The organism is Nocardia sp. NPDC059240 (assembly GCF_042753865.1).
GTDB lineage: Bacteria > Actinomycetota > Actinomycetes > Mycobacteriales > Mycobacteriaceae > Nocardia.
Window position 1 is genome coordinate 51,979 of the sequence record NZ_JBHZAC010000012.1, and the last position, 15,877, is coordinate 67,855.

The window sequence follows — 15,877 nt, forward strand, 5'->3', positions numbered from 1 at the left end:
GCACGGCGATAGGAAAAGGCCGCCCACCGAATCGAATCGGTGGGCGGCCGGAACCTTCGGCTCGGCGGTGCCGAGGTGCTGCTCAGCGCTTGGTGAGGAGGGGTTCGATTTCGGCGGTGGCTTCGGGGCCGTAGGCGTCGCGGAGGCGCTTGAGGGCGGTGTCGTGGTCGAGGGTCCAGTCTTGGGGGCCAACGGATTCCAGGACCAGGACGGCGATGAGGGAGCCCAGTTGGGCGGAGCGCTCCAGGGAGAGGCCCGCGGACTGGCCGGTGAGGAAGCCGGCGCGGAAGCCGTCGCCGACACCCGTGGGGTCGAGCTTGGCGATGTCGGGGACCACGTCGACGTGGAGTTCGGTGCCGTCGCGGTCGACGATCTTCGCGCCCTTGGAGCCGAGGGTGGTGACGCGGATGCCAACGCGCTCACCGATTTCCGCCTCGGACAGGCCGGTCTTCTGGAGCAGGATGCCCCACTCGTATTCGTTGGAGAACAGGTAGTCGGCGCCGTCGATGAGGCGCAGGGCCGTTTCGCCGTCGATGAACGCCAGCTGCTGCGACGGGTCGGCGGCGAAGGGGATGCCCGCGGTGCGGCACTGGTCCGTGTGGCGGAGCATGGCCTCCGGGTCGTCCGCGCCGATCAGGACCAGCTCCAGTTCGCGGTCGAGCTTGGTGATGTCGATGTCGCGGGCCTCGGCCATCGCGCCGGGGTAGAAGGACGCGATCTGCGCCATGGTCTCGTCGGTGGTGCAGACGAAGCGGGCGGTGTGCAGCTCGGTGGAGACGCGCACGGCGGAGCAGTCGACGCCGTTGTCCTCCAACCACTTCCGGTAGTCGCCGAAGTCCTGGCCGACCGCGCCGACGAGCAGGGGATCGCGGCCGAGGACACCCATGGCGTAGGAGATGTTGCCCGCCACGCCGCCCTTGCGGATGACGAGGTCATCGACGAGGAAGCTGAGCGAGACATGATGCAGCTGGTCGGCCAGCAGCACATCGGAGAACTTGCCCGGAAAACGCATGAGGTGATCGGTCGCGATGGACGCGGACACGGCGATGGTCACGGAATTCGATCCTTAGGTGACGAGCGCAGCGCACACCCATTGCGGGACGCCAACGCGGGGCCGATGGTTAGGGCGGCGAGCCGAAAAGGGCTCGCACTAAAGAAAATAACACCGTCCGAGACGGATTAACCCGACTCAGGAGCGCTTTCGAGGGCTGATCCTCCGAAAACTCTCCAACGGACGGGTTCGGACACACAACAGCGCGGAACATCCGAGCGGATGTTCCGCGCTGCCGAGCGTTACGTCAGTTGAAGCTGTCGCCGCAGGCGCAGGAGCCGGTGGCGTTCGGGTTGTCGATGGTGAAACCCTGCTTTTCGATGGTGTCGACGAAGTCGATCGAGGCACCCTGGATGTACGGGGCGCTCATCCGGTCGACAGCGAGCTTCACGCCGTTGAACTCCACGACCAGGTCGCCGTCGAGGCTGCGGTCGTCGAAGAAGAGCTGGTAGCGGAGGCCGGCACAGCCACCGGGCTGGACGGCGATGCGAAGGGCGAGATCGTCGCGGCCTTCCTGGTCCAGCAGCGCCTTGGCCTTGAGGGCGGCGGCTTCGGTCAGAGTCGCACCGTGAGTGGTGGTCTCGTTCTCAACAGTCATGAACTCTCCTAAGGGACCTGTTTTCAACCCGTGAAGGCGCACGGCTCGAAGCCTGTCAACACCTGTTCTCGGGAGACTATTCCCCATCTTACGCGGCGGGTATTCGCTGGAACGCCGAGGTATTGCGGTCGCTGGCAGATTGCTGGTGAGGTGTCCGACACAACAAACGGGTGGACCAGGATTTTCCGGCGGGCATGTCTTCGAATAGCCTGGTCGGCGTGAAGTTCCTGCGCCGTGGCGAGTCCACCCCCTCCGACAGCTCCAGCGTCGATACCGATGCCGCGGTGGCGGACAAGACCGTCACCCTCGGTAAGGGCCGGCCCACTCCGAAGCGACGCGAGGCCGAGGGCCGCAAACGCGGTCCGATCGCGCCCGCGCCGAAGACCGCGAAGGAGGCTCGCGCCCGCCGCAAGGCGATCCGCGGGACCCGGTCGGAACGTAAGGCGGATTCGGCCGAGCGTCGCGCCTCCGCGCAGGACCGCCGCGCCCGCATGCTCGCCGGTGAGGAGCAGTACCTGCTCCCGCGCGACAAGGGTCCGGTCAAGGGATACGTGCGCGACATCGTGGATGCGCGGCGCAATCTGCTGGGGCTGTTCATGCCGCTGGCGCTGGTGCTGATCGTGAGCATGATCCTCACGCCCGCGCTGCAGGCGTTGGTGACGCTGGCCATGCTGGTGATGATGCTGTTCATGATCATCGAGGGCGTCGTGCTGGGCCGCATGGTGAACAAGCGGGTCCGGGAGCGCTACCCGGACACCGCCGATTCGTCGTTCTCGCTGGGCTGGTACGCCTTCGTGCGCGCCTCGCAGGTGCGCCGCATGCGGGCGCCGAAGCCGCGGGTGAGTGCGGGCGACGCGGTCTGACCCGCAGGGCCGTCCACGCTGACGGCCGATCGTTCTTCCCTGAGGGGCGGCTTCGGCCGCCCCTCAGTTGTGTTCACGGTAGGTCGACATCGCGCGGATCTCGAGGGCGACGCGGTCACGGTCGCGGTCGATGACATTGCCGGAACCGGCCAGGCCCCAGCTGTCCTCGCGGTGGAACGGGACGGCCCGGCCGGCCGCGGCGAGCAGGGCGGTGAATCGGCGGAACATGGTGACTGCTTCGTGAGTGCCGGAGGCGGTGTGGAAGTGGCCGTGTCCGGAGGTGATGGTGGTCATGCGTGGGCCTCGCCCTCATCGATGTGATCGGTGTTGTCCCCGGCCATGAAGCCGAAGGTGAGAGTGCCGAGCGCCGCCATGGCGGATCCGGCTGCGACGATTGCGGACAGTGCTTGCATGGCAGTAAGTTTTCTATAGAGAAGATACCGCCAACAGTGGCAGTTCTGACATAGTTCGTAAATATTCGGCCAGATGGGATCGGAACATGCTCTCGAAGGTCGCCGTGGTCCTCAACGACCACCTCGCCATGTTCGAATTCGGCGTCGTCTGTGAGGTTTTCGGCCTCGACCGGACCGCCGACGGATTACCCGGCTTCGACTTCCGGGTCTGCGGAATCGAACCCGGAAAACCGCTGGTCTCCAGCACACCGGGCATCCAGGTGACGCCGCAGTACGGCCTGGACGAGCTGCGGGACGCGGATCTGGTTGCCGTACCGGCCTTTCCGATCTTCGCCGAGAATCCCATCGACCAGCGCATGATCGACGCGGTACGCGACGCCTCCGAGCGCGGGGCGACCGTGCTCACGGTGTGCTCGGGCGCGTTCCTCGCGGGCGAGGCCGGGCTGCTCGACGGGCGCAAATGCACCACCCACTGGCGGTATGTCGACCTGTTGGCCGAGAAGTTCCCGCAGGCCACCGTCGACCCGGACGTGCTGTTCGTGGACGCGGGGAATCTCATCACCAGCGCGGGCACCGCGGCCGGGATCGACGCCTCCCTGCATTTGGTGCGGCGCGAACTGGGCAGCTCGGTCGCCAATGCCATCGCCCGGCGCATGGTGGTGCCGCCGCAGCGTGACGGCGGGCAGCGGCAGTTCATCGAACGGCCCGTCGTGGACTGCGATTCCGACAGCCTCAGCGAAACCCTGCACTGGATGGGCGAACATCTGGAGTTGCCGCACACGGTCGAATCGCTGGCCGCGCGCTCGGCCATGTCGACTCGCACCTTCGCGCGCCGTTTCGCCGCGGAAACGGGTACGACGCCGGTGAAGTGGCTGACCGGGCAGCGGGTACTGCTGGCCAAGCAGCTGCTCGAGGACACCGATCTGGATCTCGAATCCCTGGCGCACCGTTGCGGATTCGGCTCCGGAGCGTTGTTGCGGCATCACTTCCAGCGGCTCGTCGGGATCGCGCCGGTGGAGTATCGCCGTCGCTTCGGGGTGAAGGTTTCCTGACCCGTTACGATGCCGTCCCATGCGGTGGGGAGTGATGATCGCGGCGGTGCCGCTGATGGTGTTGGTGGTCGGGACGACGGCCGGATGCAAGGATCCGCGCAATGCCGACGGGCAGTGCATCGTCGGCGGTGAGACGACGAATCACGACAAGCTGGTGGCGTGTTCGAAACAGCACGACGGGAAGATCGTGGCGAGCGTGAACCAGAAGTCGGACTGTCCGCAAGGCACCGACTGGTCGTTCACCTCCCGGGATCTGAAGATCCAGTGCGTGCACAACGAGAAGAACTACTGACATCGGTCGTCTATCGGTGCTCGATCGCCGTGCCTACTCGGCCGGAGCACAGCTGCAATTGATACCGTGCTGACGTGTCGCACACTGCTCAGACAACCGATCGGCCGTTGCGGACCCTGGTGCTCGGTGGCGCCCGGTCCGGGAAGTCGGCTTTCGCGGAACAGCTGGTCGCGTCGGAGGCGGTGCGATACATCGCCACCGCGATCGCCGATCCCGCCGATCCCGCCGATACCGACTTCGCCGAACGCCTTGCGGCGCACCGGGCCCGGCGCCCCGCGGACTGGACGATCGTGGAGGGCGACCCCGTCGCCGCACTCGCCGACACCGCGCCCGCGACCCTGATCGACGACCTCGGCACCTGGCTGACCGCCCGCCTGGACGCCCGCGCCGCCTGGGAATCCCCGCGCGGCACCGTCACCCCCGACCTCGACGCACTCGTCTCGGCCGTCGCCGGATACGAAGGCCGCTTGATAGTCGTGAGCCCCGAAGTCGGCCTCGGCGTCATCCCCGCCACCGTCTCCGGCCGCCTTTTCCGCGACGAACTCGGCACCCTGAACCAGCGCATCGCCGCCGTCTGCGACGAAGTCTTCCTCGTCGTCGCCGGCCAGGCCGTCCGCATCAAGCCCGACCGCGCCAGCGCCTCAGCCGCCGCCCTCTCCGACGCCGCCGCGACCACGACCACGGTTGCCGTCGCCGCAGCTGCTGCGGCGCACGCGACTTCGGCGAGCGGAGAGGTTTTGGACGCTGCCGCAAGCACTCTGGGCAGTGCCGAGACCGCCGCTCCGGGCGCGGTTGGTGATGTGAGTGGCACCGCAACCGTTGCGGCCGTCGGCGAGTCGGCGGCCGGAGTCGGTGCGGCTGCGACCGCCGCCGATCTGGTCGCCGAGGGTGAGCAGGCTGTATCGGGTGCTGAGACCCCGGTTGCCGCAGTTTTGGCTGGGTCGGGTGCGCTGGACGGCTCCGGTGCTGCTGCGGGCGTTGCTGATTCGGCGGATACAGTCGCGGTCGGTGTTGCGGCCGGTGCAGATTCGGCGAGCGCCAACGAGAAGCCGGTGCTGACGAAGCCGGCGCGGATTTCGTTCGGGACGGTGCCGGGGCCGGATGCGGTGGTGCGGGCGGTGGCTGAGGCTCGGCAGTTGCAGTTGACGAAGCCCGGTGGGGCGTTGGGGCGGTTGGAGAAGTTGGCCAACTGGGTGGCCGCGTGCCAGGGGGAGTGCCCGCCCCGGCAGTTCGAGCGGGCTCGGGTGGTGGTGTTCGCCGGGGATCATGGGGTTGCGCAGCATGGGGTTTCGGCTTATCCGAGTGAGGTGACCGGGCAGATGGTCGCCAACTTCCTGCACGGTGGGGCGGCGGTGAATGTGCTGGCGCGGCTCGCGGATGCGACTGTGCGGGTGGAGGACATCGCGGTGGCGGGGGATACCGCGCCGGAGATTTCGCGGCACAAGGTGCGCAAGTCCAGCGGGTCCATCGATCGCGAGGATGCGCTGAGTGAGGCCGAGGTGCAGGCGGCACTGACCGCCGGAGCCACCATCGCCGATGAGGAAATCGATTCCGGCGCTGACCTTCTCATCGCCGGTGACATGGGTATCGGTAACACGACGCCCGCGACCGTGCTGATCGCGGCCATCACCGACACCGAGCCGGTGATCGCGGTCGGCCGCGGCACCGGTGTCGACGATGCGGGCTGGATCCGCAAGACCGCCGCCATCCGCGACGCCATGTGGCGCGCCCGCCCCGTGGTCAAGGACCCGGTTGCGCTGCTGCGCACCGCATCCGGCGCGGACTTCGCCGCCATGGCGGGCTTCCTGGCCCGCGCCGCCGCCCGCCGCACCCCGGTCATCCTCGACGGCGTCGTCGTCACCGCCGCCGCCCTGGTCGCCGACCAGCTCTCCCCCGGCGCCCGCGCCTGGTGGGTCGCAGGCCACCGCTCCAGCGAACCCTCCCACACCATCGCCCTGCAGCGCCTAGACCTGGAACCCCTGGTCGACATGGGCATGCGCCTGGGCGAGGGTTCCGGCGCGGTCACCGCCCTCCCGCTGCTGCGCGCCGCCGTCGCCACCCTCGCCGAAATGGCGACCTTCGCCGAGGCCGGAGTCAGCACCGCCGACGCCGAAACCCCCGGTGCCTGACCTGCTGTCGATCACGCCACCGCACCTCGCATTGCGAGATGTGGTGGCGCGCTGTCATATCGGACGGTTCCAACGGCCGGGGGTGGCGGCGTGAACGGCGCGCGGCTGGCTGTTTCGTGGCTGACCGTGTTGCCGGTGCGGGGGCCGGATGAAGTTGATCGGGCGGTTGCGGGGCGGGCGATTGCGTGGGCACCGGTCGTCGGGGTGCTGCTCGGGGGCGGGGCTGCCGGATTGATGTGGGGGCTTGGGGAATTGGGGGCTTCGGCGCTGCTGGCCGGATTTGTTGCGGTGGCGGGGCTGGCGTTGATCACGCGGGGGATGCACATCGACGGGCTGGCCGACACGATGGATGGGCTCGGGAGTTATGGGCCGCCGGAGCGGGCTCGGGAGATTATGAAGAGTGGTGGGGCGGGGCCGTTCGGGGTGGCGGCGCTGGTTTTCGCCATTGCGGTGCAGGCGGTTTCGTTCGCGGCGCTGGCCGGGGCCGGGCGTTGGGCGGCTGTGGTGCTGGCGGTGGCGGTCGGGCGGGTCGCGGTGGTAGCTGCCTGCCGGCGGGGGATCGAGGCGGCGCCCGGAGCGGGGTTCGGTGCGCTGGTGGCGGGCACCCAGGGGAGCGCCGGTGTGCTGGTTTGGGCCGCAATTGCGGCAGCGGCTTCGGTATTCGTGACCGGGAACCTCTGGCAGGGCCCGGTGGGGGTGGTCCTGGCGCTGGCCGCATCGCTGCTGGTGGTGCGGCACTGTGTGCGCCGGTTCGGCGGACTCAACGGTGACGTACTCGGTGCCGCACTGGAATTGAGCGTCACGATCGCTGCCGTGGTGCTTTCGCTGGCTCGCTGAGCGGCGCGTTTGTTCGAGCTGCGCACCCACCCCGCTGATCAGCGGCTTACCGCGGAGGGCGTGGATGAGCCAGCTGACCCGGGCGGGTGAGGCTGGCCAGGTGTGCGGCGGGATCGAGGATCTGATCGCGGATCGATGACGGGCGTGACCACCCCTTCGGTGTGGCCTGGATCACTCGAACTTGCGGAAACGTGGGGAGGGTTGGCGGCCAGAAGGAGGTAGAGGTGCGAATGTGTCGTGCCGCCGCTGTCGAAGGAGAACGTCGTGGGTTGGATGCGAACGGGTGTCGTGGTGGCTGGGATTGCCGGGTCGGTTATCGCTGGTGGCGGGGTGGCGTCGGCGGATGTGTCCGGGCCGGATACGACTCTTATCGTCATACCGGGTGGGCCGCAGGTGCGGCCGTCCACGATCTATCTGACGCCGGCCGATGCGGGGGATATTGTCACCGGAATCAACTGGTTGTACTGGGGTACGGATAGTGCGTTCGGTTACGGCACCGAGACGATCAAGAATTGCCAGCCCAGTTGTGCTGCGGGCGGCTCGACGAGTACGCCGGTCGTGATCACACTGACGGAGCCGAAGGTGTTCTGGGGTCGCGGCGGGCGGTCGTTCACGCGGGCGACGGTTTATGGTGTCAGCGGTAGCCACAGTGTTGCGCTCAGGTAGGCGCGGATCCACCGAAACTCAGGTCCCCCGAGCCAGGAGGCGCAGGTGCATGTTCCGGATTCGGAGCATGACTTCTTCGCGGCGGTGTTCGACGCCCACTATCGGCGCGTCGTGGCGTTTGCCCGTCGCCGGGTCGAACCCGCGGTCGCCGATGATATTGCGGCGGAGACGTTTCTGCGCGTCTGGCGCAAGCTTGACGAGGTGCCGCGTGATGACTTTCCGGTCGGGGCGCTGCCCTGGATCTACGGCGTCGCGCGGCACGTGCTGCTGGAATCCGCCCGTGGCGACCGCCGGCGGGGTGCTCTCGCCGACCGGGTCGGCACCGTGGATCCGCCACGCGTCGTACACAATCCGGCCACCGAGGACGCCATCGTCGTGGGCAAGGCGCTGCGCGAACTGCCCGAACTCGATCAGGAGATCCTGCGACTGCACGCCTGGGAGGATCTCGACGCCGCCGCTATCGCCGCGGTCCTGGGCTGTGCCGTGACCACCGCCCGGGTCCGCCTGCACCGGGCGCGCAAACGGCTGGCCGAGCGGCTGAAGGAGACATCGTGACCGACCCCGAACGCGACGCCCTCGACCGCCTGCGCCGCGCCGACCCCCTCGCCGGCACCGACCCGGACGACTGGGCCGACCGAGACCACGCCGCCGCCGTCTTCGCCCGCATCACCGCCGAATCCCGCACCGCCACCGCCGAATCCCCCGGCACCGCCGAGTCCGACGGCTCCCACAACGCCGCAGCCGAGTCCCGCGTCACTGCGGAATCTCTCAGCCCCGACGCATCTCTCAGCACCGAGGTATCTGATCGCGCAGAGGCGTCCCGCAGCGGCGACGTCTCCGGCAATGCACGGCCGGAAGGGTATGGCGGTGACGACCTTTCCCGGCGGCGCGGATTGCGCTCGCCTCGGGTGCTGGGCTTGGCTGCGGCGGCCGTGGTGATCGCGGTGGCTTCGGCGCTGCTGATCGTGTCGAATCTGTTCCGCGACACCACCGCGACCGCTTCGGCGGCTGAGCTGTTGCGGGGAGCTGCGGCTGCGGCGGTCACCAATCCTGCGGGCTTCCAGCACATTCCGGCGCAGGGTTCTGCCTATCAGCAGGTGCTGCACCGCACCACCTACACCGGACCCGGGTACAGCTACAGCATCGACACCACCGTGCGGACCCAGGTGCGGGCCGGGGGTCAGGCGTCGGTCGAAACAACCACGGGGGCACCGGAGTTCGCCGATGACGCGGCACGTCAGGCGTGGGAGCGGGCGGGTAGTCCGGTGTTGACCGGGCCGGTTCGGGGCATGTTCGCGGTGGCTCAGCCGCTCGTCTACCACCTCGGTGGGCAGAACCTGACCTGGGCGCAGGTGGGCGTACTGCCCGAGGATCCGGTGGCGCTTGCTGCGGCACTCACCGCCGCGGCACCGCATCAGTCGGTGTACCGGTCGGCGGTGCAGTTGCTCCAGGCTCCGGCGGTTCCGGCGGGATTGCAGGCGGCGTTGTATCGAGTGCTCTCCGAACAGCCTGATCTCACCGCCACGGAACACGCTGGGACGGTGAGTATTTCCCGTCCGGGTGAGGCCACCTTCACCTTCGATCGCGCCACCGGTCAGCTGCTGCGCGTCGACCGGTCGGCTCCCACCGATCCGAGCACCGTCATTCAATCGGCGGGCTTGGCTGCCTGCGTGGCGCCGCTGTCGGCTGCGGCACCCGGCGAGATCTATATCGGTTGTGCCACCGGCGCATACATTCTCAACCAGCTGCGATGGATCGGCTGGGGCGAGGATCAGGCGACCGCCACCGGCACGGCGGGCGTTCGCGACTGCACGCCCAATTGTGCGGCGGGGCCGACCACCATCACCCCCGTTGATGTGACCGTGAGCCAACCTCAGGTCTGCGGATACAACCTGCGCATCTACACCCGCGTCGACATGCGCTACCCGCAACCGGTGAAGGGTCTGGTCAACGGCGGTACGGGGCCGGATCACTCCGGTACCGCCGATTGGTGGAACCTGGCCTGTCCCAAGGGCTGACGCTCGGACCGGCATGTCTCCAGCGGCGCGCCGTGACCGTAGCAGAATGGTTGCCCGCGCAAATCCGACCGACCAGTGGTTGCGAATACATCGTGATCGCATCTGCCCTGGCCCGGAAATGGAGTCGCGGAATGCTCGGAGATCTGTTGCAGCTGGGTGTGCTCGTGTTGTTCGCGGTGGTCGCGGTCGGGGTGTTCCTGATCGGGGACCGGCTGCGGCCGAAATCCTGGCAGCACGGGGACGATTCCGGAGCCGGTCACATGATGCTCGACATGGTCAATATGTTCTTCGCGGCCATCGTGGCCTTCGTGGTGGTGATCCTGTGGCAGCAGTACGACACCTCCCACGACCACACGGTGGCGGAGGGCAAGGCACTGGTCAGCGTCTACGAGACCGCCAATGACATGCCCGCACAGGACCGTAAGCAGATCCAGGGGCTGGTGAAGGACTACACCAAGCAGGTCATCGGCGACGAGTGGCAGGTCATGGACAAGCAGCGGCGGCTCAGCCCCGCCACCCAGGCCACCCTCGACGACCTGCGCGACGCGGTGTCGGCGGCACCGGCCACCGACGCGGATGCCAAAGCGACCCAGGACAAAGCGATGACCAGCGTCGACGCCATCGCCGAGGCACGCTACGACCGCGGCCTGGACGCGGGCTACCGGCTGCCCAGCTTCCTCTACATCGCCCTGTGGTTCGCCACCGTGATGCTGTTGTTCGGCACGGTGTTCTCCGGGGTGGTGGTGAGCAAGAAGAGCGTCGTCATGACCGGCCTGTTCGGTGTGGTGCTGGGTGCGGTGATCGTCGCCATCTATCAACTGGACCAACCGTTCTCGGGCGGCAACCACGTCTCCAAGGACGCCTACGAACTGGCCCTGTCCCGGTTCGAGCACATCGCTTCCGCCGAACCGGCGACGAGCGCCAGCCCACGCTGACATCGGTGATCGACCACTCGCACAGATCGACCATCCGCACACGGCCTTCGGAGGCAGCATGAACCGGACTCGCAGGGCGGCACGGGGATTCGCGGTGGTCACGGCGGTGCCGTTGGCCGCCGCCCTGCTCACCGTGCGCCCCGAGGTGGTGCAGGCCGATCCGGGACTACCCGGGTTGCCGTCCGTAGGTGAAATCCTCAGTGGCAGTGCCGGATCGGATCCGGCGGCGGGCCCGATCGACGCGCCCACGGGCAGCGGGCTCGGGCTGGGGACCGGTAGCAGTTACAGCGGCAGCGGATCCGGGTCGGGTGGCGGCGCGTCCTCGGGTAGCTCGCTGGGGCTGGCCCCCAATCCGGCTGTCGGCAGCATGGTCCCTGCCGTTGGTGGTGCGTTGAGCACCGGCAGCGCGGTGACGGGCAGTGCCGCGACGGGGAGCGGGATCAGCGCGGGCACGGCCGGGTTGATGCTGCCCAACCGCAATTCCCATGCCGAACACGATCACTCGCCGGCACCGGATCGGGCGCGGCCGATCGAGGTGGCCGCCGCCCCGAACACCCTCGGCGGCCTCGCCGGATTGGACTCCGGCAGCGTGGCCACCGCGTGTGCGGGCAGTGCCGTGGTCGGCAGTGCCGCACTGGGATTGGGCATCCTTACGGGCAGCGGCATGGGGTCTGGGCTGCTCGGCCCCGGCTTCATTCCTGGCTCCAGCGGCCTGGTCGGTCCCGGATCGGCAGGGGCGGGCAGTGTTGTCGTAGGCAGTGCCGTGACCGGTAGCGCCCTGCTCACCTGCCTGCTGCTCTTGCCGATCCCGGTGCAGGAACCCTTCGTCCCCCTGGAGATCCCGCACGCTCCGGCCGCAGCACCGGTCGCTGCCCCGGCACCGGTGCCCGCCCCCGTGCCCGCGGTGATTCCGCCCGCGCCGCAGCCGATTCCGCCGCCTCCTCCAGTGCATGTCGAGTACGCCGCCCCCGTGCCCCCGCCGCGGCCCGTCACGTGGACGGCGCTGCAGGTGATGACCGTCATCGTCATCACGATCATCGCCGGTGCGCGCGCCCGCATGGCCCGTGCCCACGCCGGTGGCGGCGGTGGCGCTGCCGAGTGAGCGTTGGATTCCGGCCAAAGGCACGCCGGAATGGCAGGTGTGCCTCTGACTCGCATGGGGCGGGTGCGCCGTCCAGTCGACGCGGGATTACTTGCGGAACTTGGCCTCCAAGTCCGTTGCGGTGGCTTGGAGGTCGGCCGGGGTGTTGGTTTTGAAGGTGCCCTGGAAGCCGGCCTCGGCCTTGATCGCCGCTTCGACCTCGGGGTCGTGGTAGATCTCGGTGAGGCGCAGGTACTTCGGGTTGTCCTTGTCGGCGGCGCGGGCGGCGAAGATGTTGATGTACTGCTTCAAGTCCGGGCGGCTGGGGTCGTCGGTGTAGATGATCTGGTCGTTGGTGAGTCCGGCCTGCCGCGCCCAGGTGTCGTCGACGTAGGCGGCGTCGACACTGTCCAGGGAGGCGGCGGTGAGGGTGGGGTCGATGGTGGTGAGCCGAACGCGGGAAGCGGACTTGTCGACGTCCTCGAGTTTGGAATCCCAGGAACCGCCGTTGCGTAGGACGATGAGTCCGGCCGCGGCCAGGTTCAGCAGCGGCCGAACCTGATTCGCGGGATTGTTGCTCAGGGTGATCTCCCCGCCTTGCGGGATCTCGCTCACCGCGCGGTGCTTCTTCGAGTACAGCCCCAGCGGGTAGATCTCCGTGGCACCGATCGGCACCAGGGTGTCGTTGTTGCGGGCGTTGTAATTGGCGAGATACCGGATGTGCTGGAACTTGTTGAGGTCGATGGTGCCTTGCGACAGCGCCGGATTCGGCTGGTTGTAGTCGGTGAAGTTGGTGAACTCGACCGTGATCCCCGCCTCGGCGGCCTTGCGTTTGAACACGTCCCAGTGCGGTTGTGCGAGATCGTTCACACCGATGCGCACCACGTCGCCGTGGTGTTCCTCACCACAGGCGGCCGTCAATGCCAGTGCCAGCAGGACCGGAAACACCAGGAAACGGCGCAATTTTCGCATTTCACGCACCGTAGGGGAGGGTTCGCGGGCACCGGAACCGTTTGGCTCCCCCGGATCGCAATCATTGCCCGCCGATTGCCCGCACGGTTGCATGGCCGGGTTCGATTTCCACCCATCACACAGCAGCATGCGGGAGCACGAGTGAAATTCCATCGGGTACTGGCGATCCCGGTCCTGGTAGCAGCCGTCGCGAGCCTCACCCTCACGGCCTGCGGCAGCAGCGACGACTCCGCCGGCAATACGGTTCGCATCGGCACCACCGAATCCGATCCGCACTGGGACGTGTTCAAGGACGAGGCCAAGAAACAGGGCATCAACCTCGACATCGTCCACTACTCGGACTACTCGCAGCCCAATACGGCACTGGCGCAGAAACAGGTCGACGTCAATCTGTTCCAGCACCTGCAGTTCCTGGGCCAGTACAACGTGGCCAACAATCAGGATCTGACGCCGATCGGGGCCACCTACATCGTGCCGCTGGGGCTGTACTCCAAGAAGCACAAGTCGGTCGCGGAGATCCCGCAGGGCGGGGAGATCGCGATCCCGAACGATCCGACCAACCAGGCGCGGGCGCTGTTCGTGCTGCAGGCGGCCGGGCTGCTGAAGCTCGCGGGCGACAAGGCGCAGCCGACGCCCGCCGATATCGACAAGGGCGCCTCCAAGGTGAAGGTGACCCCGGTCGACGCCGCGCAGACCGCGCTGTCGCTGGTGTCGGTGGACGGCTCCATCGTCAACAACACCTACCTGGCGAAGGCCGATATCGACCCGAACAGCGCGCTGTACAAGGATGATCCGAGCAATCCGGGGGCCGCGCCGTACATCAATGCGCTGGTCACCCGCGCCGCGGACAAGAACAATGCGACGTATCTGAAGCTGGTGGACATCTTCCACAGCCCCGAGGTGCAGAAGGCCGAAGCCGAGGACTCCAAGGGCACCGCGGTCGAGGTGAAGAAGAGCGGTCCGGAGCTGGAGCAGATCCTGCAGCGGGTGCAGCAGACCATCCGCGACAGCAAGTGAGCGACGCCGGCACTGCCGCAACCGAATCGGCCGCCGCCGTCGAATTCCGTTCGGTCACCAAGGTTTTCCGGACCGGCAAGCAGACGCACACCGCGCTGGACGACATCGATCTGCGCATCGAGCAGGGTGAAATCTTCGGTGTGATCGGCTATTCCGGCGCGGGCAAGTCCACGCTGGTGCGGCTGATCAACGCGCTCGAGAAGCCGACGACGGGCACCATTCTGGTCTCCGGCGACCCCATCACCGGGGTCCCGGAATCCCGGGTGCGGCACCTGCGCCGCGATATCGGCATGATCTTCCAGCAGTTCAACCTGTTCCGCTCACGCACCGCAGCGGGCAATATCGAGTACCCGCTGAAGGTGGCGGGCTGGCCGCGCGCCCGCCGCAAGGCCCGCGTGGCGGAACTGCTGGATTTCGTGGGCCTTTCGGACAAGGCCCGCAGCTACCCCGACCAGCTCTCGGGCGGCCAGAAACAACGCGTCGGCATCGCCCGCGCCCTGGCCACCTCCCCTTCGCTGCTCCTGGCCGACGAGGCGACCTCCGCGTTGGACCCGGAAACCACCGGGGAGGTGCTGCGCCTACTACGCAAGATCAACCGCGAACTCGGCGTCACCATCGTCGTCATCACCCACGAGATGGACGTCATCCGTGCGGTCGCCGACCGCGTCGCGGTACTTGCCGAAGGCCGAATCGTCGAGCTGGCCAGCACTTTCGACGTGTTTTCCGCTCCGACCGCGGTACCGACCCGATCCTTCGTCGAAACCGTGCTGCACAATCGCCCGACCAACGAGGAACTGGCGCGGCTCTCCGAACGCCACACCGGCTACCTGGTGACCGTGGCGGTCGATGACGACAACGGCATTGGTGCGGCTCTCTCCACCGCCGCGGCCGAAGGCGTCACCGTCGAGGTCGTCTTCGGCGGCGTGAGCACCCTGCAGGACAGGACATTCGGCAGCCTCACCCTCGCCCTGAACGGCCCGGACGAGGCGGTGCAGCGGGTGGCGCAAGGACTGGCCGCACGGGCCGCGGTGGTGGACACCGCCGGACCAACGGCACCGCGAGGCGCGGCACCAGCGGCGGGGCGGTCCGAGGATGAGAATACCGGGGCAGCCACGGCTGAGGACGGGCCCCGGTCGGACTCGGACGCGACAGGGTCGGACGGGACCGGCGCGGCGGCCGAATCGGGCCTCGAAGCCGAGAACGAGCGGAGGAGCGCATGATCGGGCCGGTGATCGAAAGCGGGGGCAGCGTCGGAGGTTCGGTGGACGCGGTGAGCAATCTGGCTGCCGTGCATACGGATTGGGATCGGTTGCGGCCGGTGCTGAGCGAGGCGGTCGGGACCACGATCTATTTGGTGCTGTTGACCTTTGTGGTGGGCGGGACCATCGGGTTGGTGCTGGGGTCGCTGCTGTACACCACGCGCAAGGGCGGGTTGCTGGCGAACGCGCCGGTGAATCTGGTGCTGAACGTGCTGGTGAATGTGGTGCGGCCGATTCCGTTCATTATTCTGCTGGCCGCGTTGGGGCCGGTGACGTTGAAGGTGATCGGGACGACCATCGGGACGGATGCGGCCGCGTTCGTGATGATCGTGGCTGCCTCGTTCGGGATCGCGCGGATTGTCGAGCAGAATTTGGTGACCGTGGATCCGGGGGTGATCGAGGCGGCGCGGTCGATGGGGGCCGGGCCGGTGCGGATCATTCTGACGCTGTTGATTCCGGAAGCGTTGGGGCCCTTGGTACTCGGGTACACCTTCGTGGTGATCGCCATCGTGGACATGTCGGCGATGGCGGGCACGGTCGGTGGCGGCGGGCTCGGTGATTTCGCGCTCGTGTACGGGTATCAGCGCTTCGACTGGCAGGTCACGCTGGTGGCGACGTTGATCATCATCGCCGGGGTACAGGGCATTCAGTTCCTGGGGAACTTCCTGGCCCGCCGGGTCCTGCGCCGGTAGCT

17 protein-coding genes and 1 pseudogene are annotated in these 15,877 nt (G+C 67.8%); 13 read left to right on the top strand and 5 right to left on the bottom strand.

Annotation, left to right across the window (positions count from 1 at the left end; genetic code table 11):
* Positions 1-82: 82 nt before the first annotated feature.
* Together ACFXHA_RS35430 and ACFXHA_RS35435 are read right to left on the bottom strand one after the other, a co-directional pair.
* Positions 83-1,054, bottom strand: a complete 972-nt coding sequence (locus ACFXHA_RS35430; protein WP_379364011.1) for a carbohydrate kinase family protein — start codon at positions 1,052-1,054, stop codon at positions 83-85.
* 244 nt (positions 1,055-1,298) lie between these two features.
* Positions 1,299-1,649 carry a HesB/IscA family protein gene (locus tag ACFXHA_RS35435; protein WP_379364013.1) on the bottom strand — a complete coding sequence of 117 codons (351 nt, stop codon included), beginning with the start codon at positions 1,647-1,649 and terminating at the stop codon, positions 1,299-1,301.
* A gap of 218 nt (positions 1,650-1,867) precedes the next feature.
* Here ACFXHA_RS35435 and ACFXHA_RS35440 point away from each other — a divergent pair, with 218 nt between their 5' ends.
* The gene (locus tag ACFXHA_RS35440) at positions 1,868-2,512 is read left to right on the top strand and encodes a DUF3043 domain-containing protein (protein WP_379364371.1); all 645 of its coding nucleotides are present in this window, start codon (positions 1,868-1,870) and stop codon (positions 2,510-2,512) included.
* A gap of 63 nt (positions 2,513-2,575) precedes the next feature.
* Here the strand turns inward: ACFXHA_RS35440 and ACFXHA_RS35445 are convergent, their stop codons facing one another.
* Entirely contained in the window at positions 2,576-2,806 is a 231-nt protein-coding gene (locus ACFXHA_RS35445; protein ID WP_379364015.1) for a hypothetical protein, read from the bottom strand.
* Complete coding sequence (locus ACFXHA_RS35450; protein WP_379364017.1) at positions 2,803-2,925, bottom strand: hypothetical protein; 123 nt, start codon at positions 2,923-2,925, stop codon at positions 2,803-2,805. The genes ACFXHA_RS35445 and ACFXHA_RS35450 overlap by 4 nt, the downstream gene beginning before the upstream one ends.
* An 86-nt stretch (positions 2,926-3,011) precedes the next feature.
* Between ACFXHA_RS35450 and ACFXHA_RS35455 the strand changes: the two genes are divergently transcribed.
* The 9 genes from ACFXHA_RS35455 (at position 3,012) to ACFXHA_RS35495 (ending at position 11,956) form a co-directional block, all read left to right on the top strand.
* Positions 3,012-3,977, top strand: a complete 966-nt coding sequence (locus ACFXHA_RS35455; RefSeq protein ID WP_379364019.1) for a helix-turn-helix domain-containing protein — start codon at positions 3,012-3,014, stop codon at positions 3,975-3,977.
* 19 nt (positions 3,978-3,996) lie between these two features.
* Positions 3,997-4,269 carry a hypothetical protein gene (locus tag ACFXHA_RS35460; RefSeq protein WP_379364021.1) on the top strand — a complete coding sequence of 91 codons (273 nt, stop codon included), beginning with the start codon at positions 3,997-3,999 and terminating at the stop codon, positions 4,267-4,269.
* A gap of 74 nt (positions 4,270-4,343) precedes the next feature.
* Entirely contained in the window at positions 4,344-6,398 is a 2,055-nt protein-coding gene (cobT, locus tag ACFXHA_RS35465) for a nicotinate-nucleotide--dimethylbenzimidazole phosphoribosyltransferase (RefSeq protein ID WP_379364023.1), read from the top strand.
* A gap of 90 nt (positions 6,399-6,488) precedes the next feature.
* A complete protein-coding gene (locus ACFXHA_RS35470; RefSeq protein WP_379364025.1) occupies positions 6,489-7,235 on the top strand; it encodes an adenosylcobinamide-GDP ribazoletransferase in 747 nt (248 codons plus the stop codon).
* Between the two features lie 237 nt (positions 7,236-7,472).
* Positions 7,473-7,901 (top strand): hypothetical protein, encoded by a 429-nt coding sequence (locus ACFXHA_RS35475; protein WP_379364027.1) that lies wholly within the window; start codon positions 7,473-7,475, stop codon positions 7,899-7,901.
* Between the two features lie 45 nt (positions 7,902-7,946).
* A complete protein-coding gene (locus tag ACFXHA_RS35480) occupies positions 7,947-8,456 on the top strand; it encodes an RNA polymerase sigma factor (RefSeq protein WP_379364029.1) in 510 nt (169 codons plus the stop codon).
* Complete coding sequence (locus ACFXHA_RS35485) at positions 8,453-9,919, top strand: hypothetical protein (RefSeq protein ID WP_379364031.1); 1,467 nt, start codon at positions 8,453-8,455, stop codon at positions 9,917-9,919. The genes ACFXHA_RS35480 and ACFXHA_RS35485 overlap by 4 nt, the downstream gene beginning before the upstream one ends.
* A 131-nt stretch (positions 9,920-10,050) precedes the next feature.
* Positions 10,051-10,854 (top strand): DUF4239 domain-containing protein, encoded by an 804-nt coding sequence (locus tag ACFXHA_RS35490; protein ID WP_379364033.1) that lies wholly within the window; start codon positions 10,051-10,053, stop codon positions 10,852-10,854.
* Positions 10,855-10,912: 58 nt separating this feature from the next.
* On the top strand, positions 10,913-11,956 hold the full coding sequence (locus tag ACFXHA_RS35495; RefSeq protein WP_379364034.1) for a hypothetical protein: 1,044 nt from the start codon (positions 10,913-10,915) through the stop codon (positions 11,954-11,956).
* A gap of 87 nt (positions 11,957-12,043) precedes the next feature.
* On the opposite strand, the gene ACFXHA_RS35500 is transcribed toward ACFXHA_RS35495, so the two are convergent.
* Complete coding sequence (locus ACFXHA_RS35500; protein WP_379364036.1) at positions 12,044-12,907, bottom strand: MetQ/NlpA family ABC transporter substrate-binding protein; 864 nt, start codon at positions 12,905-12,907, stop codon at positions 12,044-12,046.
* A 141-nt stretch (positions 12,908-13,048) separates the two neighbouring features.
* Between ACFXHA_RS35500 and ACFXHA_RS35505 the strand changes: the two genes are divergently transcribed.
* The 3 genes and pseudogenes from ACFXHA_RS35505 to ACFXHA_RS35515 all read left to right on the top strand — a co-directional run bounded on the left by ACFXHA_RS35505 (position 13,049) and on the right by ACFXHA_RS35515 (position 15,875).
* Positions 13,049-13,924 (top strand): MetQ/NlpA family ABC transporter substrate-binding protein, encoded by an 876-nt coding sequence (locus ACFXHA_RS35505; protein WP_379364038.1) that lies wholly within the window; start codon positions 13,049-13,051, stop codon positions 13,922-13,924.
* Positions 13,921-14,955: pseudogene (locus ACFXHA_RS35510) on the top strand (methionine ABC transporter ATP-binding protein); the annotation flags it as partial. The gene ACFXHA_RS35505 and the pseudogene ACFXHA_RS35510, both read left to right, overlap by 4 nt.
* Before the next feature lie 257 nt (positions 14,956-15,212).
* A complete protein-coding gene (locus ACFXHA_RS35515) occupies positions 15,213-15,875 on the top strand; it encodes a methionine ABC transporter permease (RefSeq protein WP_379364372.1) in 663 nt (220 codons plus the stop codon).
* Positions 15,876-15,877 lie beyond the last annotated feature (2 nt).

Coding starts and splice junctions, on each gene's coding strand:
- ACFXHA_RS35435 (WP_379364013.1), bottom strand. CDS start 1,649: ATGACTGTTGAGAACGAGACCACCACTCACGGTGCGACTCTGACCGAA.
- ACFXHA_RS35445 (WP_379364015.1), bottom strand. CDS start 2,806: ATGACCACCATCACCTCCGGACACGGCCACTTCCACACCGCCTCCGGC.
- ACFXHA_RS35450 (WP_379364017.1), bottom strand. CDS start 2,925: ATGCAAGCACTGTCCGCAATCGTCGCAGCCGGATCCGCCATGGCGGCG.
- ACFXHA_RS35455 (WP_379364019.1), top strand. CDS start 3,012: ATGCTCTCGAAGGTCGCCGTGGTCCTCAACGACCACCTCGCCATGTTC.
- ACFXHA_RS35460 (WP_379364021.1), top strand. CDS start 3,997: ATGCGGTGGGGAGTGATGATCGCGGCGGTGCCGCTGATGGTGTTGGTG.
- ACFXHA_RS35490 (WP_379364033.1), top strand. CDS start 10,051: ATGCTCGGAGATCTGTTGCAGCTGGGTGTGCTCGTGTTGTTCGCGGTG.
- ACFXHA_RS35495 (WP_379364034.1), top strand. CDS start 10,913: ATGAACCGGACTCGCAGGGCGGCACGGGGATTCGCGGTGGTCACGGCG.
- ACFXHA_RS35500 (WP_379364036.1), bottom strand. CDS start 12,907: ATGCGAAAATTGCGCCGTTTCCTGGTGTTTCCGGTCCTGCTGGCACTG.